At 34.4% G+C, this 20,636-nt stretch carries 19 protein-coding genes; 15 read left to right on the top strand and 4 right to left on the bottom strand.

Annotated features, from left to right (window positions below):
* The first annotated feature begins 9 nt into the window (after window positions 1-9).
* Window positions 10-420 (top strand): RrF2 family transcriptional regulator, encoded by a 411-nt coding sequence (locus AAGV33_RS00960; RefSeq protein WP_373390031.1) that lies wholly within the window; start codon window positions 10-12, stop codon window positions 418-420.
* Window positions 421-494: 74 nt separating this feature from the next.
* On the opposite strand, the gene AAGV33_RS00955 is transcribed toward AAGV33_RS00960, so the two are convergent.
* Window positions 495-1,277 carry a sulfite exporter TauE/SafE family protein gene (locus AAGV33_RS00955; RefSeq protein ID WP_373390030.1) on the bottom strand — a complete coding sequence of 261 codons (783 nt, stop codon included), beginning with the start codon at window positions 1,275-1,277 and terminating at the stop codon, window positions 495-497.
* A 308-nt stretch (window positions 1,278-1,585) separates the two neighbouring features.
* Here AAGV33_RS00955 and AAGV33_RS00950 point away from each other — a divergent pair, with 308 nt between their 5' ends.
* The 10 genes from AAGV33_RS00950 (at window position 1,586) to metF (ending at window position 14,621) form a co-directional block, all read left to right on the top strand.
* Window positions 1,586-2,287, top strand: coding sequence for a phosphoadenylyl-sulfate reductase (locus AAGV33_RS00950; protein WP_373390029.1), 702 nt, complete (start codon window positions 1,586-1,588; stop codon window positions 2,285-2,287).
* 76 nt (window positions 2,288-2,363) lie between these two features.
* Window positions 2,364-3,263: a sulfate adenylyltransferase subunit CysD gene (gene cysD / locus AAGV33_RS00945; RefSeq protein ID WP_373390217.1), complete on the top strand. Its 900-nt coding sequence runs from the start codon at window positions 2,364-2,366 to the stop codon at window positions 3,261-3,263.
* A 101-nt stretch (window positions 3,264-3,364) separates the two neighbouring features.
* Window positions 3,365-4,609 carry a sulfate adenylyltransferase subunit 1 gene (locus AAGV33_RS00940; RefSeq protein ID WP_373390028.1) on the top strand — a complete coding sequence of 415 codons (1,245 nt, stop codon included), beginning with the start codon at window positions 3,365-3,367 and terminating at the stop codon, window positions 4,607-4,609.
* Window positions 4,610-4,779: 170 nt separating this feature from the next.
* Window positions 4,780-6,870, top strand: a complete 2,091-nt coding sequence (locus AAGV33_RS00935; RefSeq protein ID WP_373390027.1) for a nitrite reductase — start codon at window positions 4,780-4,782, stop codon at window positions 6,868-6,870.
* Between the two features lie 10 nt (window positions 6,871-6,880).
* A complete protein-coding gene (locus AAGV33_RS00930) occupies window positions 6,881-7,510 on the top strand; it encodes a precorrin-2 dehydrogenase/sirohydrochlorin ferrochelatase family protein (RefSeq protein ID WP_373390026.1) in 630 nt (209 codons plus the stop codon).
* A 128-nt stretch (window positions 7,511-7,638) separates the two neighbouring features.
* Window positions 7,639-8,691: an NAD(P)/FAD-dependent oxidoreductase gene (locus tag AAGV33_RS00925; RefSeq protein WP_373390025.1), complete on the top strand. Its 1,053-nt coding sequence runs from the start codon at window positions 7,639-7,641 to the stop codon at window positions 8,689-8,691.
* 292 nt (window positions 8,692-8,983) lie between these two features.
* Entirely contained in the window at window positions 8,984-9,985 is a 1,002-nt protein-coding gene (locus AAGV33_RS00920; protein ID WP_373390024.1) for a homocysteine S-methyltransferase family protein, read from the top strand.
* A gap of 20 nt (window positions 9,986-10,005) precedes the next feature.
* Entirely contained in the window at window positions 10,006-10,608 is a 603-nt protein-coding gene (locus AAGV33_RS00915; RefSeq protein ID WP_373390023.1) for a hypothetical protein, read from the top strand.
* A 296-nt stretch (window positions 10,609-10,904) separates the two neighbouring features.
* Window positions 10,905-13,586 (top strand): methionine synthase, encoded by a 2,682-nt coding sequence (metH, locus tag AAGV33_RS00910; RefSeq protein ID WP_373390022.1) that lies wholly within the window; start codon window positions 10,905-10,907, stop codon window positions 13,584-13,586.
* An 81-nt stretch (window positions 13,587-13,667) separates the two neighbouring features.
* Window positions 13,668-14,621, top strand: a complete 954-nt coding sequence (gene metF / locus AAGV33_RS00905) for a methylenetetrahydrofolate reductase [NAD(P)H] (RefSeq protein WP_373390021.1) — start codon at window positions 13,668-13,670, stop codon at window positions 14,619-14,621.
* 60 nt (window positions 14,622-14,681) lie between these two features.
* Here metF and AAGV33_RS00900 read toward each other — a convergent pair whose 3' ends face one another.
* From AAGV33_RS00900 to gldA, 3 genes are all read right to left on the bottom strand, one after another.
* Window positions 14,682-14,987, bottom strand: coding sequence for a hypothetical protein (locus tag AAGV33_RS00900; RefSeq protein ID WP_373390020.1), 306 nt, complete (start codon window positions 14,985-14,987; stop codon window positions 14,682-14,684).
* Window position 14,988: 1 nt separating this feature from the next.
* A complete protein-coding gene (locus AAGV33_RS00895) occupies window positions 14,989-15,186 on the bottom strand; it encodes a hypothetical protein (RefSeq protein WP_373390019.1) in 198 nt (65 codons plus the stop codon).
* A 108-nt stretch (window positions 15,187-15,294) separates the two neighbouring features.
* Entirely contained in the window at window positions 15,295-16,191 is an 897-nt protein-coding gene (gene gldA / locus AAGV33_RS00890; protein ID WP_373390018.1) for a gliding motility-associated ABC transporter ATP-binding subunit GldA, read from the bottom strand.
* Between the two features lie 292 nt (window positions 16,192-16,483).
* Here gldA and AAGV33_RS00885 point away from each other — a divergent pair, with 292 nt between their 5' ends.
* From AAGV33_RS00885 to AAGV33_RS00870, 4 genes are all read left to right on the top strand, one after another.
* Complete coding sequence (locus AAGV33_RS00885) at window positions 16,484-17,320, top strand: prephenate dehydratase (protein ID WP_373390017.1); 837 nt, start codon at window positions 16,484-16,486, stop codon at window positions 17,318-17,320.
* Window positions 17,321-17,411: 91 nt separating this feature from the next.
* Window positions 17,412-18,557: a pyridoxal phosphate-dependent aminotransferase gene (locus AAGV33_RS00880; RefSeq protein WP_373390016.1), complete on the top strand. Its 1,146-nt coding sequence runs from the start codon at window positions 17,412-17,414 to the stop codon at window positions 18,555-18,557.
* 4 nt (window positions 18,558-18,561) lie between these two features.
* On the top strand, window positions 18,562-19,419 hold the full coding sequence (locus tag AAGV33_RS00875) for a prephenate dehydrogenase (protein WP_373390015.1): 858 nt from the start codon (window positions 18,562-18,564) through the stop codon (window positions 19,417-19,419).
* A gap of 55 nt (window positions 19,420-19,474) precedes the next feature.
* Window positions 19,475-20,557: a chorismate mutase gene (locus tag AAGV33_RS00870; protein ID WP_373390014.1), complete on the top strand. Its 1,083-nt coding sequence runs from the start codon at window positions 19,475-19,477 to the stop codon at window positions 20,555-20,557.
* The last annotated feature ends 79 nt before the right edge of the window (window positions 20,558-20,636 follow it).

Here is a 20,636-nt window from a genome sequence, read left to right as displayed (position 1 = left end):
AAAATCATAATGCTTTCAAAGAAAACAAAATACGGAATAAAAGCTTTGACTTTTTTGGCTCGCCAGGAAGATCAAACTCCTGTGGCTATTGCTGATATTGCGAAGTCTGAGAATATTTCGATTAAGTTTCTGGAAAGTATTTTGCTGCTTTTGCGTCACTCTGGGTTTTTGGGTGCCAAAAAAGGAAAAGGCGGAGGTTATTATTTAATTAAAGAACCCAAGGATATTAATATGGCAAAGGTGTATCGCATTCTTGAAGGCCCTATTGCTTTATTGCCCTGTGCCAGTCATAATTTTTATGAACCTTGTGATGATTGTACCGATGAATCTGTATGTGCTGTACGCAAATTGATGATGGAAGTGCGAGATAATACCTTAATGATTTTAGAAAACAATACCCTGGCTGATATTGCTTTTTAAGAACTTTTGATATGAAAAAATGCCCCCTTTCTTTTCTGTTGAATGAAAAGGGGGCATTTTTTATTTTATTTATTTTAGAAAATCAATTTGTATCCTGCAAAAAATAACATGATGGCTATGGCGTTTCTTAAATACAAGTCAGGAATTTTTCCACTTAACATACTTCCGACAAAAATTCCAGGAAGAGATCCCATTAATAATTGACCCAATAGCATGTAATCCATATTTCCCATTGAGGCATGTCCTATACCTGCAACCAGTGTTAAGGGAACAGCATGAGCAATCTCGGTACCTACAAGTTTAGGTGTTGGTAAAAGCGGATAAAGGAAAAATAGAGTCACTGTGCCTAAAGCTCCAGCTCCTATCGATGTTAATGTTACAGTCGCACCAAGCATAATTCCAATAGCAATAGTGAGTACGTTTTGAGTTTTACTTTCGTGATGAAACTTATCTCCTGCGTGTTTTTTAGAAAATTTTGCAATCTTTGTTTTGAATAAAATAGCTACTGAAGTAAAAAGTAATGCCCATCCTAGACTGTATTTGATAACCCTATTGATAGTTGTTACATCTGTTTTTATATTGTCAAGTATCCATAAGGTTAAAAGAGCAGCAGGAATACTTCCTAATGAAAGCCAGCCTGTAATTTTCCAGTTGATATTTTTCTTTTTATTGTGGACAAATACTCCGGCCATTTTAGTGTAAGCGGCATACAATAAGTCGGTTCCAACAGCTGTAGTTGGTGGGATACCAAACCATAATAAGATGGGAGTCATTAAAGAACCGCCACCTACGCCTGTTAATCCTACTACAAAACCTACTGCTAATCCTGCAATAACTAATCCTATTTGAAAGTCCATAACATAATTTTTTTGGCAAAAATACAATTATTTTATAATAATCCTATAGGCAAGGTAGAGTTTGTAAAAATATTTTAATAAATAAAGCTATATTTGCCGAAAATTTCAGTTTTACTGGCTTTGAAGATAGCTTTAAATTAAAAATAGAGATTGATTTTCTTTCATGTAGATGTAAAGTATTGATAGCTATTGTTTTCGAATAGTAAAAAAACTGATATATTGTTTTGTAATATAGAAATAAGTATTACTTTTGCGGAGTAATCTACTAAACCGATAGGGTAATAGATTTGTGATAAATAAAAAATAAAATGAGTACAGCTATAGTTCAGACATTGTTAGAAAAAACCAAAGATTTCTCTATTGAGGAAACTTTTGCTTTTTTGGCTAATGAGTATAAAAATCAAGTGGTTTTTTCAACTTCTTTTGGGCAGGAAGATCAGGTGATTACTGCGATAATTGCAAAATCTGAAGCGCCTATTACTATTTTTACTCTTGATACAGGTCGTTTGTTTCAGGAAACCTACGATGTGTTTCATAGGACACAAAAAAAATACAAAACACTTATTAAAGTCTATTTTCCAGAAGCGAAGGCAGTTGAAGAATTGTTAGAGAAAAAAGGTCCAAATAGTTTCTTTGAGTCAGTTGAAAACAGAAAAGAATGTTGTTTTATCCGTAAAGTAGTACCTCTTAAAAAAGCATTGGCGGGAAATAAAATTTGGATAACAGGATTAAGAGCGGAACAATCAGAAAACAGAAGCGATTTGCATTTGTTTGAATATGATGCTAATTTTGACCTCGTAAAATTCAATCCGTTATTGAAATGGACATTGGAAGAAGTTCAAAAATACATTGATGATAATAATGTACCACAAAACAGCTTGCATAAAAAAGGATTTGTAAGTATAGGGTGTGCGCCTTGTACCAGAGCAATTGCCGAAGGAGAAGATATTAGAGCAGGAAGATGGTATTGGGAACAAAGCCATAAAGAGTGTGGATTACACGGAAAATAAAAGTTTAATCGTTTATGTGTTTAATCGTTTAACCGATTAATCAAATAAACAAATTACCAAATAAACAAGAAAAATGATAAGTTCAGTATTAAAAACAAATGCTTTAGAAAGCGAAGCGATTTACATATTCAGAGAAGTTATTTCTCAATTTGAAAAGCCAGTATTGCTTTTTTCAGGAGGAAAAGATTCAATTACTTTAGTGAGATTAGCACAAAAAGCTTTTTTTCCAGCTAAAATCCCTTTTCCATTGTTGCACGTTGACACGGGACATAACTTTCCTGAAACTATAGAATTTAGAGATAGATTAGTAAAAGAATTAGGTTTAGAGTTAATTGTTCGTAATGTACAGGATGCTATTGACGAAGGAAAAGTAGTGGAAGAAACAGGTCGTTATGCAAGTAGAAATAGTTTGCAAACTACAACACTTTTAGATGCTATCGAAGAATTTAAATTTGATGCTTGTATTGGTGGAGCGCGTCGTGATGAAGAAAAAGCAAGAGCTAAGGAACGTATTTTTTCTGTTCGTGATGATTTCGGTCAATGGGATGAGAAAAACCAACGTCCTGAGTTGTTTGATTTATTGAATGGTAAAATTGAATTGGGTCAAAACGTACGTGTGTTCCCTATTTCAAACTGGACAGAATTAGATGTTTGGAGTTATATCGAGCAAGAGCAAATTGAAATTCCATCTATTTATTTTTCACACAAACGTAAAGTATTTTTAAGAGATGGTATGATTTGGTCTCATTCTCCTTTTGTTTTCCAAGATGAAGATGAGGTTATTGAAGAAAGAATTGTTCGTTTTAGAACTGTTGGAGATATGAGTTGTACAGCAGCTGTAGATTCTTATGCTGCTACAATTTCAGAAGTAGTTGGAGAGATTAGACAATCTACAATTTCTGAACGTGGAGCTCGTATTGACGACAAACGTTCGGAAGCGGCAATGGAAAAAAGAAAACAACAAGGATACTTTTAAGAAGTTAGAAGTTAAGAGTTAGAAGTTAGAAGAATCAAAAAAACATACAGATTTAAGTTTCGAAAGAACCTGAAATTTTAAACCTGAAACAAAATATTAGAATGGAAGTTTTAAAAATAGCAACAGCAGGAAGTGTAGATGACGGAAAGAGTACACTAATCGGAAGATTATTGTATGATACACAATCGTTAACTACAGATAAATTAGAAGCAATTGAAAAAAGTAGTAAACAAAAAGGATATGATTATTTAGACTTTTCGTTAGCTACTGATGGATTAGTTGCTGAGCGTGAGCAAGGAATCACGATTGATGTAGCGCACATTTATTTTTCTACTGCTAAGAAAAGTTACATTATTGCCGATACTCCAGGTCACGTAGAATATACGCGTAACATGGTTACAGGTGCTTCGACTTCGCAAGTATCTATCATTTTGATTGATGCTCGTAAAGGAGTAATTGAGCAAACCTACCGTCACTTTTTTATCAATAATTTATTGAGAGTAAAAGATGTGATTGTTGCAGTAAACAAAATGGATTTAGTTGATTATTCTGAAGAAGTTTACAACAAAATCAAAGCTGATTTCCAAGCATTGAATGCTAAGAGTTCATACAAAGAACAAAACGTAAGTTATATTCCATTGAGTGCATTAACAGGAGATAATGTTGTGGAAAGTTTAGGAAAAATGCCTTGGTATACTGGGCAAACTATTTTGCAGCATTTAGAAGCTTTAGAATCAAAAGATGTATATGATAATGGAAAAGCTCGTTTTCCAGTTCAAACCGTAATTCGTCCAAAAACAGAAGAATACCACGATTTTAGAGGATATGCTGGAAAATTATACGGAAACAACATTAAAGTAGGAGATGCAGTAACAGTTCTTCCTTCTTTGACAGAATCTAAAGTAACTAATATTCGCTTTTTTGATAAACAATTTGATGAGGCGGTTGCGGGTTCATCTATTACTCTTGAGTTAGAAAATGATATCAATGTTACTAGAGGAGACATGATTGTAAAATCAGGTGAGTTGCCTAAGATAGAAAAAGATATCACTACAACAATTTGCTGGATGGACAGCAAAAAGTTAGTTGCTGGAACTAAATATTTAGTTCAACATAATACGAATAGAGTTTTGGCAAAAGTGGATAGCATCAAGAACGTAATTGCAACAGATTATTCTGGAACAACTCCAGCGACTCAATTGGCAATTAACGAAATTGGTGAAGTAAATATCAAATTAAGCAAAGCTTTGTATTTTGATGCTTATGATGAGAACAAGTCAAATGGAGCTTTTATTTTAATTGATCCAACAACTAATACAACTGCTGGAGTAGGATTTATAAAATAGTTTCCACCCCAGCCTTTTTGCCGCGGCGAAGAGGAGGAGATTGTAGATAAACTTTGTAGTTCATAGAGTTTATTTGTTATGAAATCAAAAAGCAGAATATAACACAATCAAGTTCCGCCCAGTCTCCTCCTCCTTTGGAGGGGGTGGGGGGAGGATAAAAGTAGAAAGAAATGGAAAGTTTTAGAACAGAAATAGAAAATCCGATTGTCCAAAAAGAGATTATCGATTTAGAGAAAAAAATACACGCATTCCGTGGAGGAAAAATTGATGACGAACGTTTTCGTAGTCTTCGTTTAGCTCGTGGTATTTACGGTCAGCGTCAGGAAGGCGTACAAATGATTCGTATTAAATTGCCTTACGGAAAAGTAACTAGTGAACAGCTTAGAAGAATTACTGAAGTTTCAGATAAATATTCTACAGGACGTTTACACATAACTACGCGTCAGGATATCCAAATTCACTATGTAAGTTTGGATAGAACGCCAGAACTTTGGTCTGAATTAGCTAAAGATGATATTACTTTAAGAGAAGCTTGTGGAAACACAGTTCGTAATATTACAGGAAGTGAATTAGCAGGAGTTGATGTTGATGAACCGTTTGATGTAACACCTTACGCTCACGCATTGTTCCAATATTTATTGCGTAACCCAATTTGTCAGGAAATGGGACGTAAATTTAAAATTTCATTCTCTTCGTCAGATAAAGATACAGCTTTGAGTTATTTACATGATTTAGGATTTATTCCTAAAATAGTAGATGGACAAAAAGGATTCAAAATTATGCTTGGTGGTGGATTAGGTTCTCAACCTTCTCACGCTGAATTGCTTTCTGAATTTGTTCCGGTTAACCAAATTATTCCAACTGCCGAAGGTGTAATTCGTGTTTTTGACCGTCATGGCGAAAGAGCAAAACGTTTAAAAGCACGTTTGAAATTCTTAATCAAAGATTTAGGACGTGATGAATTCTTGCGTTTGGTAGAAGAAGAGAAAAAAGCATTGCCTTTCCATTCTTATGAAATTGATACTACTGCTTTTGAAGGACCAATTGCTGAGCCTTTATTAGAAGTACCAACAGTTACTATTGATGATGTTGCTGCTTTTGAAGCTTGGAAAAAATCAAATGTAATTGCTCAAAAACAAGCAGGATATGTTGCTATTGGAGTAAAAGTTCTTTTAGGAGATTTTTATACTGATAAAGCGAGATTATTAGCTGATTTGATTAAAAATTATGGAGCAAATGAATTGCGTTTTTCATTACGTCAAAACATTGTGATTCGTAATATTAAAGAAGAAAATTTACCATTCTTCTACCAGGAGTTAGCCAAATTAGAAATGGTTAATTTGGGTTATGATACTATTGGAGACATCACAGCTTGTCCTGGAACAGATACTTGTAATTTAGGTATTGCAAGTAGTACAGGTATTGCTGATGAATTAGAAAGAGTGTTAAAAGCTGAATATCCACAATTTGCAAACAACAAAGAAATCACTATTAAAATTAGTGGTTGTATGAATGCTTGTGGTCAACACAATATGGCTGAAATTGGTTTCCAGGGAATGTCAATCAATTCTGGGAAATTAGTTGCACCCGCTTTACAAGTATTATTAGGTGGTGGAATTTTAGGAAACGGAAACGGTCGTTTTGCCGATAAAGTAATCAAAATCCCTAGCCGTCGTGGACCTGAAGCTTTACGTCTAATCTTAAATGATTTTGAAGCGAATGCTAACGGAACTAAATTTTTAGATTATTATGATGCTAAAGGAGAGAAATATTTCTATGAATTCTTAAAACCATTAGCAGATGTAACTAATCTTACCGAAGCTGATTTTGTAGATTGGGGTAATGCTGATAACTACGTAAAAGCAGTTGGAGTAGGAGAATGTGCTGGTGTTGTTATTGACTTGGTGGCAACATTATTATACGAAGCTAAAGATAAATTAATCGTTGCCGAAGAATCTTTTGCCGAAGGAAAATGGTCAGATTCTATCTATCAAGCCTATGCTGGTTTTGTAAATGGAGCGAAAGCTTTATTATTAGCTGAAAAACAAAAAACAAACACTCATGCTGGAATCATTGATTCATTTGATACTGTTTTTGTTGAAGGAAACAAAATTGAATTAGGAACTTCTTTTAAAGAATTAGTATACCAAATCAATAAAAATGAGCCTTCTGAAGCTTTTGCTAAACAATACATTCAAGAAGCGATTACGTTTTTCGAAAAATTAGAAGCATACAGAGCCGCTGATTTAGCTAAAGCATAATCATAAAATCATGAGTGAAATTAAAGATACAAACCAGAGTAGTTTACAATCGGAAGCGCAAGAACGCAATGAGTTGTATCCTATATTTTTAAAGTTGCACAACCTTAGCGTACTTATTGTTGGGGGAGGAAATGTAGGTTTAGAAAAGTTATCTTTTTTACTCAAATCAAGTCCTAATGCAAAAGTCGAAGTGGTAGCTCCGCATTTTTTAGATGAATTAGTTAGTCTTGCAGCAGCACATCCTTCTGTGAAATTAACTAAGAAAAAATTCAAGAAAAAAATGTTGAAAAAGCGCAACATGGTTATTGCTTGCACTGATGATTTAAAAGTCAATAAAAGGGTTTATGAGTTGTCTCGAAAGCGATATTTGATTTGTAACATTGCTGATACACCTGATTTATGTGATTATTATTTAGGAGGAATTGTAACCAAAGGAAATGTCAAAATTGCTATTTCTACCAATGGAAAATCGCCTACAACAGCCAAACGCTTGCGAGAGTTTTTTGAAGAAGTAATTCCAGAGGATATCAATCAGATGGTGCAAAACCTAAATGATTATCGCAAAACTTTAAAAGGCGACTTCGAAGAAAAAGTTCAAAAAATGAACGAAATCACCCAATCGCTTAAGAATAAAGAGTAAATTTTTTTTAAGAAAAGAATAGTTATAAATATTTCAAATAGCCGTAATTATTCGTTTCTTTGCATTATTAAGAATTATTATAAATAACAGCTCAAGGTTTAGAACCAAAAGCCCAAAGTCAATACAAAATGATTGAAACAGATATCCTTATAATAGGAGCCGGTCCAACTGGTTTATTTGCCGTTTTTGAAGCAGGATTATTGAAATTAAAATGTCATATCCTAGATGCGTTGCCACAACCGGGTGGTCAACTTTCAGAATTATATCCAAAAAAACCAATCTACGATATCCCAGGTTTTCCAGAAGTATTAGCTGGTGATTTAGTAGATAATTTAATGGAGCAAATCAAGCAGTTTGAGCCAGGTTTTACTTTAGGTGAACGTGCTGAAACTATCGAAAAACAAGAAGACGGTACATTTATTGTAACTTCAAATGAAGGGACAGAATTCCACGCTAAAGTAATTGCTATTGCTGGTGGTTTAGGAAGTTTCGAACCAAGAAAACCATTAATTGACGGAATTAATTTCTATGAAAACAAAGGAGTTAAATACTTTGTCAAAGATCCAGAAGAATTCAGAAACAAGCGTGTAGTTATTGCTGGTGGAGGAGATTCTGCACTAGACTGGAGTATTTTCTTGTCTGATGTAGCTTCAGAAGTAACTTTGGTTCACCGTCGTAATGAATTCCGTGGTGCTTTAGATTCTGTGGAAAAAGTACAAGAATTGAAAGACGCTGGGAAAATTCGTATGATTACTCCTGCTGAGGTAGTTGGTATCAACGGAGCAGAGCACGTAGAATCTATTGATTTAGATGAAAACGGAGCACACCGTAAAATTGATTGTGACTACTTTATTCCACTTTTCGGATTAACGCCTAAATTAGGTCCTATTGGAAACTGGGGATTAGAAATCGAGAAAAATGCTATTGTAGTAAACAATGCTTTGGATTACCAAACTAACATTCCAGGTATTTTTGCTATCGGTGATATCAATACATATCCAGGAAAATTAAAGTTGATTCTTTGTGGTTTCCATGAGGCAACTTTAATGTGTCAGGCGGCTTACCAAATCATCAATCCAGGAAAACGTTATGTATTAAAATACACAACAGTTTCAGGTGTTGACGGATTTGACGGAACACGTAAAGAAGCACCAAAAGCAGTCGTAAAAGCAATCAACTAAAACACACAGTTGTTTACAATTATAAATAGCCTTACTACTTGCAAGTGGTAAGGCTATTGCTTTACTTTGCATTTCCAAATTATAAAAATAATTAGGAGCGAAAGATTAGGGATTTATCAGTAAAAATGGATTCCTGCTGTTCGCTGCTATCTATTGCATTCGCTTGTGGCGAATACAATAGGATATTCGCTTCCATCAGGGCTAAATAGCTGGGAATAGTGATTTTTTTTGGAGAATAAAAAAACAAAAGCTTTGCGCCTTAGTGTCTTAGCGGCAAAAAAAAATAGAAGTTATGCCAAGCATTCAAGAAGAAATCAAAAAAAGAATACTCGTTCTCGATGGAGCTATGGGAACCATGTTGCAACGTTACAATTTTTCGGAAGATGATTTTCGAGGTGAACGTTTCAAAGATTTTCCTCATTCTCTTAAAGGAAACAATGATTTGTTGTCACTAACACAGCCTAAAGCCATCGCCGAAGTGCATGCCGCTTATTTTGAGGCTGGAGCTGATATTGTGGAAACCAATACCTTCTCAGGGACAACTATTGGTATGGCCGATTATCACATGGAGGATTTGGTTTACGAATTGAACTTTGAATCGGCGAAAATTGCCCGTGAAGTAGCTGATGAATTCACTGCTGAAAATCCAGAGAAACCTCGTTTTGTTGCTGGTTCTATTGGACCAACAAACAGAACGGCGAGTATGTCTCCAGATGTAAACGATCCAGGATACAGAGCCGTAACTTTTGATGATTTGCGCATTGCATACAAACAACAAGTAGAGGCTTTGATGGACGGTGGTTGCGATTTATTGTTGGTTGAAACTATTTTTGATACGCTAAATGCTAAAGCAGCACTTTTTGCTATTGAAGAAGTAAAAGACGAACGCAATATTGATATTCCTATCATGGTTTCAGGAACTATTACCGATGCTTCTGGAAGAACACTTTCAGGGCAAACGGTAGAAGCATTCTTGATTTCGGTATCGCATATTCCATTGTTGAGTGTAGGGTTCAATTGCGCTTTAGGAGCCGATTTGTTGAAACCGTATTTACAGACTTTGTCTCATAATACTTCTTTCAATATTTCAGCACATCCTAATGCCGGATTGCCAAATGCCTTTGGAGAATATGACGAAACACCAGCACAAACACAGGCTTTTATTGTAGAATATTTAGAAGACAGTTTAGTAAATATCATTGGTGGTTGTTGCGGTACAACTCCAGATCATATTCGAATGATTGCAGAAGCAGCAGCAAAATACAAGCCGAGAGTTTCAACAGCGAGTTTGTAGAATAAAATAAAAAGTGTAAAATGGAAGAGAAATATTTTGCTTTATTGGATGAATTAGTAATAAATTATTCTTCTGAGAAATATGGAGAATATAAAGATGGAGGTTTATATGGGAAATTATTTTATTACACTTTTAAAAAAGAACTCCTATCTATAATATTGCATCCTGATGGAAAACCAGATCAACATATTGAATTAATCCAATCTATAATTAGTGATTTAATTAAAATTCTCCCAAAAGATTATAAGTATAAGTTATGGATTTGTGGATGGTACAGTGATATCCAAAATGGAGATTTAAATATAAATTTTAAAGATGGTAATTATTATATAAAAGCCGAACATCAATTAATGCATGAAAATAAAGAAGTTGCAACTATATTGGATGTAATTAATTTGAATAAAATTGAAAGTTCTGAAATTAAATGGAGTGTGTTAAAAAAGAAATCAATAGAATTAGGATTTACACCTGTTAAAGATAAAAATGGTTTTGAAAACTTATATTTAATTGATGCCTTTAAAATATGTTATCCTGAATATAACTATGATTTTGGTATTAAAAATGAATTGCCAAAAGATTTAAATGTTGAGTCTAAAAGAAAGAAGTTTTTAGGTTTATTTTAAAAAGACAAGTTTTAACCAGACAGCCCCAGCTAGCGCGAGCGTCCCGCTCGTGCCCGCAAAGGAAAATGGAATAAAAATAAAAGGTTTAGTATGTTTCATTCCGAAGAATGAGGAATCACATAACGGACATAACATGACGAGATTGCTTCGTACCTCGCAATGACTTGGACGAATAAAAAAATAAAGTTCCGTAGGAACGATGCATTTTGTAGCAACAGATTTTAATCCGTTGATGAAATAAGATGATGAATGAAAACGGAATTTATTTCGTTGGCATAAAAAAATAAAATAAAAAAATGGCAGTAGTAGAACCAAGAAGAAATTTAGTTTTATCGGGATTAGAACCTTTGATTATTACGCCCGAAAGTGTTTTTGTAAACATTGGAGAGCGTACAAATGTTACAGGATCTAGAAAATTTCTTCGATTGATCAAAGAGGAGAAATACGATGAAGCACTCAGTATTGCTAAGGAACAGGTAGAAGGAGGAGCGCAAATCATCGATATTAACATGGATGAGGGAATGCTTGATGGTGAATATGCAATGGTGAAATTCCTAAACTTGATTGCTGCCGAACCCGATATTGCCCGTGTGCCTATTATGATTGATAGTTCGAAATGGCATATTATCGAAGCAGGATTGAAAGTAGCACAAGGAAAATGTGTGGTAAACTCGATTTCGCTAAAAGAAGGTGAAGAACAGTTTATTCATCATGCTAAATTAATAAAACGTTACGGAGCTGCGGCAATTATCATGGCTTTTGACGAAGTAGGTCAGGCAGATAATTTTGAACGTAGAGTTGAAATTTGCCAACGTTCGTATGATATTTTGGTAGATAAAGTTGGTTTTCCTCCACAGGATATTATTTTCGATTTGAATATATTTCCAGTGGCAACTGGTATGGAAGAACACCGTTTGAATGCGCTTGACTTTTTTAGAGGAACTAAATGGGTGAGAGAGAATTTACCACACGCCCACATCAGTGGTGGTGTGAGTAACGTTTCGTTTTCTTTCCGTGGAAATGATACGGTAAGAGAGGCAATGCACTCGGTTTTCTTGTATCATGCTATCAAGAACGGAATGACAATGGGAATTGTAAACCCAGAGATGTTGACCATTTATGACGATATTCCGAAGGATTTATTGGAGCATGTAGAAGATGTGATTTTGAACCGTCGTGATGATGCTACTGAGCGTTTGTTAGATTTTGCTGAAAATGTAAAAGGCGGACCAAAAACCAATGAAAAAGAAGTTCAGGAATGGCGTTTTGGAACGGTACAGGAAAGAATTACACATTCGCTGGTAAAAGGAGTTGATGCTTTTATTGAAGAAGATGTTGAGGAAGCGAGATTAGCGGCTGCAAAACCAATTGAAGTAATCGAAATCAACTTAATGACAGGAATGAATGTTGTTGGGGATTTGTTTGGTTCAGGAAAAATGTTTTTGCCACAGGTAGTAAAATCGGCTCGTGTAATGAAAAAAGCGGTGGCTTATTTGTTGCCATTTATTGAAGCAGCTAAACAAGTTGGAGACAAAGAAGGAAACGGGAAAATATTAATGGCAACCGTAAAAGGGGATGTACACGATATTGGAAAAAATATTGTTTCGGTGGTGTTGGCTTGTAATAATTATGAAATCATTGACCTTGGTGTAATGGTTCCGCCTGAAAAAATTATTGCAGCAGCATTGGAACATGAAGTTGATATTATAGGTTTGAGTGGTTTGATTACGCCTTCGCTGGACGAAATGGTGTTTTTAGCCAAAGAATTAGATAGAAGAAATCTAACTATTCCAGTAATGATTGGTGGAGCAACTACTTCGCGAGCGCATACTGCCGTGAAAATTGCACCACAATATCGCGCTACGGCTATACATGTTAATGATGCTTCGAGAGCGGTAACGGTAGCTGGGAATTTATTAGATCAGAATAAGGAAACTTATATGGCTGGTATTCGTGAAGAATACGATGCTTTTAGAGAAACATTTTTAAATCGTTCGAGAGATAAAAATTTCTTAACGATTGAAGACGCTCGTAAGAATAAATTGCAGTTGGATTGGGCAAATTATACGCCTAAGAAACCAAATTTCATTGGAACAAAAAGTTTTGAAGTAGATTTGGATGTTTTAGTGCCTTATATTGATTGGACACCATTTTTTAGAACTTGGGAATTGTTTGGAAAATATCCTGCAATTTTGACCGATGAAGTGGTAGGAGAACAAGCAACTTCTGTTTTTGCGGATGCCAAAGAAATGTTGGAAGTAATTTTGAAAGAAAAGAAATTCACTGCTAAAGGAATCTACGGAATTTTCCCTGCGAACCAAGTGAATGATGATGATATTCAGTTGTATGACGAAAACGGAAAAGAATTGGAGAAATTCTTGACTTTGCGTCAGCAGGCACAAAAAACGAAAGGAGCTCCAAATATCGCTTTGGCTGATTTTATAGCGCCAAAAGACAATGGAGTGACCGATTATATGGGTGCTTTTTGTGTAACGACAGGTTTTGGAGTAGATGAATGGGCTGATGAATACAGAGATAATTTAGATGATTATAACTCGATTATGGTTAAGGCTTTAGGAGATCGTTTGGCTGAGGCTTTCGCCGAATATTTGCACGAACAAATCCGTAAAGAAATTTGGGGTTATGCTCCAGATGAAACCTTAACAACCGAAGCGATGATTGAAGAGGTGTACGCTGGAATTCGTCCAGCACCAGGATATCCAGCTTGTCCTGATCACTTGGAGAAACCAACCATTTGGAAATTGTTAAAAGTAGAAGAAGAAATTGGAGTAACTTTGACCGAAAGTATGGCTATGTGGCCAGCAGCGGCAGTTTCGGGTTATTATTTTGCTAATCCTGAAAGTAGGTATTTCGGACTTGGGAAAATAAAAGAAGACCAGGTAATTGATTACGCTAAACGAAGAAGTATCTCGACAGACAAAGCTACGAGATGGTTGAGTCCTAATATTGCAGATTAATTGATTTATGATTGTTGATTAACGATTTTTAATTTCAGATTTTCAACTCATATTTCATAATTTATAACTTATAATTTTAGAATGAAAGTAACGCAGCATATAGAAAACGCACAAGGGAAACCTTTGTTTTCTTTCGAAATTGTTCCGCCTCAAAAAGGGAGTAATATCAATGATTTATACGTAAATATTGATCCATTAATGGAATTTAAACCGCCATTTATTGATGTAACGACTTCGAGAGAAGAGTATGTGTATATCGAAAAAGATGGACTTTTTGATCGTCGTATTACACGTATGCGTCCAGGAACAGTTGGAATTTGTGCTTCTATCCAACATAAATATGGTGTTGATGCTATTCCGCATGTGTTGTGTGGTGGTTTTACCAAAGAAGAAACCGAATATTTATTAGTAGATTGTCAATATTTAAACATTGATAATTTAGTGGCTTTGCGTGGAGATCCTATGAAAGGCGAAAAATATTTCGAACCTACTATTGGAGGAAATCAATATGCGGTAGATTTAGTGAAGCAAATCAAAGCGATGAATGCAGGGAAGTTTTTGCATGGTGAATTACCAATTGCAAATGCACCTGATTTTTGCGTAGGTGTAGCCGGTTATCCAGAAAAGCATATTGAAGCACCAAGTTTAGAAGCCGATTTGAAAAGACTGAAAGAAAAAGTAGATGCTGGTGCTGATTATATTGTGACTCAAATGTTTTTTGATAATCAACGTTATTTCCGATTTGTTGAAGCTGCCCGCGCAATAGGAATTACAGTACCAATTATTCCGGGAATCAAACCAGTAGCAGTAAAGCGCCATTTGCAATTGTTGCCACAAGTTTTTTGGTTGGATATGCCAGAGAGTTTAATTAGCGAAATTGAAAATGCTAAAGACAACGCCGCAGTTCGCCAGATAGGTGTGGAATTTGCAATTCAGCAATCTAAAGAGTTAATTGAATTTGGAGTTCCTTGCTTGCATTATTATTCGATGGGAAAATCAGATAATATACATCAAATAGCCAGTCAGTTGTTTTAGAACTATAAACAATTTTATATAGCAAAGGCATCGTCTCAAATTGAAATGATGCTTTTTTTGTTATAATAATTTCGCTAAGTCATTAGGGTTTCTGAGGTTATTCCAAAAAACATGTAATGCAATGTTTTTTGTTTGAATGTTAACGCTGTAATATAAAGTGGTCTGTTTTGAAATCACAAAACTATAAACATTACTACTTTTATTGTAGATGCCTATCTCTGGATTTTTGGATAATCTTTGTAAACTTTTTTCAACGAGTGTGCTGAATTTTTCTACTTCTTTTAAATTCCATTTTAATAAAATAAATTCCATCTCTTCAATATAAGAATCTATCGAAGTAGAACTCCAATTGAGTTTATATAGCATTCTATGAAGGGAATTTTAATTTAATTTTTTGCATTGCCTCTTCATGCGATAAATCCAAACCTTGCTCATGTTCTTTTTTAGATTTCTCTATCAATTGAATCAATATTGGGTTCAATTCTTCTGAGAGAACTCTCGTTTTTGAAGTAGCTTCGTAAATCTCCGTAGGTTCTTTCACGATATTTTTTTTCTTTGCATTCATAGCGAGTGTTTTTTACAAAGTTATGGAATAAAATAAATTAGCGAGTTATTATGTATTTAAAATCAAATAGTTATTGTTTTAAGTGTAATGGTTGCTAAAGACTACCAACTATTTAGTAATCTCTCTAAATATAGCTTCCAAATTTTTATTCTTTTGATTGAGTTGGAGTGTTTTTAGTCCATTCGCGTTGGCAAAGTCAAAAACCGTAGGACGCATATCTTTGTCAGCTTTAAAAGTCAGTTCCCAGGTCATATCATGGGTGTTTTTATAAGTTATTAAGTTTTCGATTTTAGCGATAGCTTGTTCTTCAATTTTATAATCAAATTCCACTTCGATAATTTGCTGTTTATCTTCGGATATTAAATGGTCTAATTTTTTGTCGGCAACAATTTTTCCTTTGTCAATAATAATTACACGATCGCAAATCGCTTCTACTTCCTGCATAATATGGGTAGAAAGAAAAACAGTTTTGTCTTTTCCTGCATTTTTAATCACATTGCGTATTTCTAATAATTGATTTGGGTCTAATCCTGTTGTTGGTTCATCCAGAATTAATACATCGGGATTATGAAGAAGTGCATTAGCCAATCCTACACGTTGGCGATATCCTTTAGATAGTTGGCTTATTTTTTTATGACTTTCGGTAGTTAAACCAGTTAATTGAATTACTTCGTCGATTCTAGATTTAGCTACTTTGTAAACATCAGCATTGAAAGCCAAATATTCTCTCACGTATAAATCTAAATATAGTGGATTGTGCTCTGGCAAATAACCGATAGAAAGTTGAACTGCTTTTGGATTATTATTAATGTCTTGCTCGTTAACCAAGGCCTTTCCTTCATCGGCAGCAAGATAGGTGGTCAATATTTTCATTAAGGTTGATTTTCCAGCGCCATTTGGTCCCAGAAAACCCACAATTTCTCCTTTTTTTATAGAAAATGAAATGTTGTCCAATGCCTTTTGGTCACCATAACTTTTGGATATATTTTTAACTTCTATTGACATGTTTCTTTGATATTTAAAGCAAAAATAAACAGAAAAACCATTGCTTTATTTTTTTTGTACAAAATGCAAAATATTTTTTGCTGAATTAAAAATTAATTCTACATTTGCAAAGTAAAAAAAAATATTTACAGATAATTCTATATCAAATGTCAAATAACCGTTTCTATTTTAGTACTTCTTTTTATTTCTTTAGCGAGAGATAAGGATTGTGCTATGGTAATTTGAAAATATAAGATAAACAAATAAAACTAATATACAATCCTGATGAAAATCAGGATTTTTTTTTGAATAAATGGAAACAAAAATTGCGATACAAGGTATAGTAGGTTCTTTTCATCATCAGGTTGCTCAGGAATATTATGATCAGGATGTAGTTGTAGATGAGTGTTTGTCTTTTGACGAATTAGTAGATAGTCTTTTGTCAGGAAAATCAGCTCAGGCAGTAATGGCTATAGAGAATTCTATTGCAGGTCCAATTATTCCAAATTATGCCTTAATCGATAAGAATAATTTACATATTATAGGAGAGCATTATTTGAGAATTCATCAAAATTTGATGGCATTAAAAGGACAAAGTATTGCTGATATTAAAGAAGTTTATTCGCATCCAATGGCATTATTGCAATGTATGGATTTCCTAAAACAATACCCGCATATTAAATTAGTTGAAGATAAAGATACGGCTGAAACTGCTCGTAGAATTCAGGAAAATCAATTAAAAGGAGTGGCGGCAATTGCGAGTAAAGTAGCTGCTGAAATGTATGGTTTAGAAATTTTGGCTCCCGAAATTCAAACGATAAAAAATAACATGACTCGTTTTGTTATTATTAATAAAGAGAATTCATTTGTTCCAGAAAACGAAATAAACAGAGCTTCTTTAAAATTCGAATTAGACCATAAACGTGGAAGTTTAGCAGCGGTTTTGAATGTAATGAGCGATTGTAAAATGAATTTGACTAAAATTCAATCGTTGCCAAAAATTGAAACGCCTTGGAAATATTCTTTTTTCGTGGATGTTACTTTTGAAAAATATGAAGATTATGCCAAAGCAAAATCGTTATTAGCCATTATGGCTGAATATTTTAAAGTATTGGGAGAGTATAGAAATACCAAACCTTTGATAAGTTAGAAGTGGGAAGTTAGTAGTTAGAAGTTTTTTTAGACTTCGCTAAGAATGACAAGGAAATAAGATAGAAAACTCTATAAAGAGAATGTTAATCATGATTACAACAGCAAATAGATTAAATACAGTTGAGGAATACTACTTTTCATCTAAATTGAGAGAAGTGAGACAATTGGCGTCAGAAGGAAAACCAATTATCAATATGGGAATTGGAAGCCCAGATTTGGCACCGTCTAAAGCTGTTCTTGATGCAGTTGCATTGGCTATTCAAGATGAAAATGCGCATGGATATCAAAGTTATCAAGGTTTGCCAGAATTGAGAAGTAGTATGGCTAATTTCTACAAGAATAATTTTCAGGTAGAATTAAATCCAAATACCGAAATTTTACCTTTGATGGGTTCGAAAGAAGGAATCATGCACATTTCGTTGGCATTTTTGAACGAAGAAGATCAGGTTTTAATTCCTAATCCAGGATATCCAACCTATACTTCGGTGACTAATTTAGTAGGAGCAGAAGCGGTTTATTATGATTTGGCAGAAGCTAATAATTGGGAACCTGATTTTGAAGCTTTAGAAAAATTAGATTTATCGAAAGTGAAGCTAATGTGGATAGGTTATCCGCACATGCCAACAGGAGCAAGAGGAAGTTTAGACTTGTTTGAAAAGTTGGTCGTTTTTGCTAAAAGAAATAATATCCTGTTAGTAAATGACAATCCATACAGTTTTGTTTTGAATGACAATCCGATGAGTTTGTTGCAGGTGGAAGGAGCTAAAGATGTGGCTTTGGAGTTGAACTCATTGAGTAAGACTTTTAATATGGCGGGATGGCGAGTAGGAATGGTTTCAGGAAATGCTGAGCTTATCGATGCTGTTTTAAGAGTAAAAAGTAATATGGATAGCGGAATGTTTTTTGGAATCCAAAAAGGAGCTATCGAAGCATTAAAAAGTGATCAGTCATGGTTTGATTCCATGAATGAAATATATAAAAGACGCCGCGTTTTAACAGAGCAATTAGCTGAAAAGTTAGGTTGTACAGTTTATGCAGCAGGAGTAGGATTATTTGTTTGGGCAAAATTGCCTGAAGGAATTGAATCAGCAGAAAAGTTCATCGATCAGATTTTGCATGAAAAATATATTTTTATTGCGCCGGGAACTATTTTCGGTTCAAATGGAGAAGGATATATTCGATTTGCATTATGTGTAAAGGAAGAAAAAGTACAGGAAGCAATAGATAGATTTTAACAAAATGAAAGTATTTGTAATAGGTATAGGATTAATAGGTGGTTCGATGGTTTTAGACATCAAAGCACTTTATCCGGAAGCTACTATTTACGGAATAGACAATAACGAAAAACATTTGCAGCAAGCACTAGAGTTAGGAGTTATTGATGTTGCAGCTACAATGGAAGATTTGCAGGAAGCAGATTTTGTAATTGTATCGGTTCCTGTAAATGTTGCTATTAGTTTGTTGCCTCAGGTATTGGATTTAGTTGGAGAAAACGCCATTGTTTTAGAAGTAGGTTCGACTAAGAACCCAATTTGTAAAGCGGTAGCGAATCATCCTAAAAGAAGAAATTTTATTGCGACTCATCCTATTGCTGGAACGGAATTTTCGGGACCTTCGGCAGCTTTGAGAAATTTGTTTAGAGATAAAACAAATATCATTTGCGAGGTAGAAAAAACGGCTTTCAAATTACAGGAAAAAGCCTTAGAGGTGTTTAAAGCTTTGGGAATGCGTATTCGTTATATGGATCCAAAATCGCATGATAAACACATTGCTTATGTTTCGCATTTATCGCACATTAGTTCGTTTATGTTAGGAAAAACAGTGATTAATAAAGAAAAACACGAGCAGGATATTTTTGATATGGCAGGTTCAGGTTTTGAAAGTACGGTGCGTTTGGCTAAGAGTTCGCCAGCCATGTGGACGCCTATTTTTGAACAGAATAAAGCACAGGTTTTAGAATCATTAGAAGAATATATTTCGAATCTGACTCAGTTTAGAGATTTATTAGTACAGGATGATTACAATGCAATTTATGAAGAAATGGCGAGTGTGAATAAAATCAGAGAAATACTAAACGGAATAAGCGTTAAAAAATAAAGTAAAATAGAAGAATAATAACAACACATAATTAAAAGAATAAATAACTAAAAAGATGGAAAACACAAAAGAAATGAGAAATTGGTTGGATGCTTTCAAATTGAATCATCCATTTGTGATAGCAGGACCTTGTAGTGCTGAAACTGAAGAGCAAGTATTAAAAATTGCTCACGAATTGAAAAATTCTGATGTAAGCGTATTTAGAGCAGGAATTTGGAAACCAAGAACTCGTCCGGGAGGATTTGAAGGAATTGGAGAAATAGGATTGAAATGGTTGAAAAAAGCTAAAGAAGAAACAGGATTGTTGATGGGAACTGAGGTTGCTACAGCTGCTCACTGTAAATTAGCTTTAGAATATGATATCGATGTATTATGGGTTGGAGCTCGTACAACAGCTAATCCATTTGCAGTTCAGGAAATTGCTGATACATTGGCTGGAACTGATAAAATTGTATTAGTTAAAAACCCAGTAAATCCAGATATGGCTTTATGGTTAGGTGGTGTAGAGCGTTTACACATGGCTGGTATCAAGAATTTAGGAGTAATCCATAGAGGTTTTTCTACTTATGAGAAAACTAAATACAGAAACATTCCAGAATGGCAAATTGCTATCGAATTGCAAAATAAATTCCCTGATTTACCATTAATCATCGATCCATCTCACATTACAGGAAATCGTAATATGATTCTTGAAGTAACTCAGGAAGCTTTAGATTTGAACTATGATGGTATGATTATCGAAACGCATATTGATCCAGATAATGCTTGGTCTGATGCTGCTCAACAAGTTACACCAGACGCGTTGAAACAGATCTTGAAAGACTTGAAAATTAGAAAAGTAAGCGGAGATACTGCTGATTTTACTCAAAAAATGTCAAAATTAAGAGCTAATATCGACGTTTTAGATGCTAATTTATTAGAGCTTTTAGGAAAAAGAATGAAAGTAGCTGACGAAATTGGTCAGGTGAAAAAAGAAAACAATGTAGCTGTTTTGCAAAATAATCGTTGGAATGAAATCCAAGAGAAAATGATTGCTGAAGGTGGTAAAAAAGGATTGTCAGAAGAGTTTATTGTAAAATTATTCAAAGACATTCACCAAGAAAGCATTGAGCACCAAGAAAAAATTATCAACGGATAATTGATTTCTGAAATAATTGAGAATCCCTTTGACTTTAAAAAGTTGAAGGGATTTTTTATTTTTAACGAATGGTCAAAAA

It is taken from the genome of Flavobacterium magnesitis (assembly GCF_041729735.1).
GTDB lineage: Bacteria > Bacteroidota > Bacteroidia > Flavobacteriales > Flavobacteriaceae > Flavobacterium > Flavobacterium magnesitis.
This window is presented reverse-complemented; position numbering and strand designations above follow the sequence as displayed.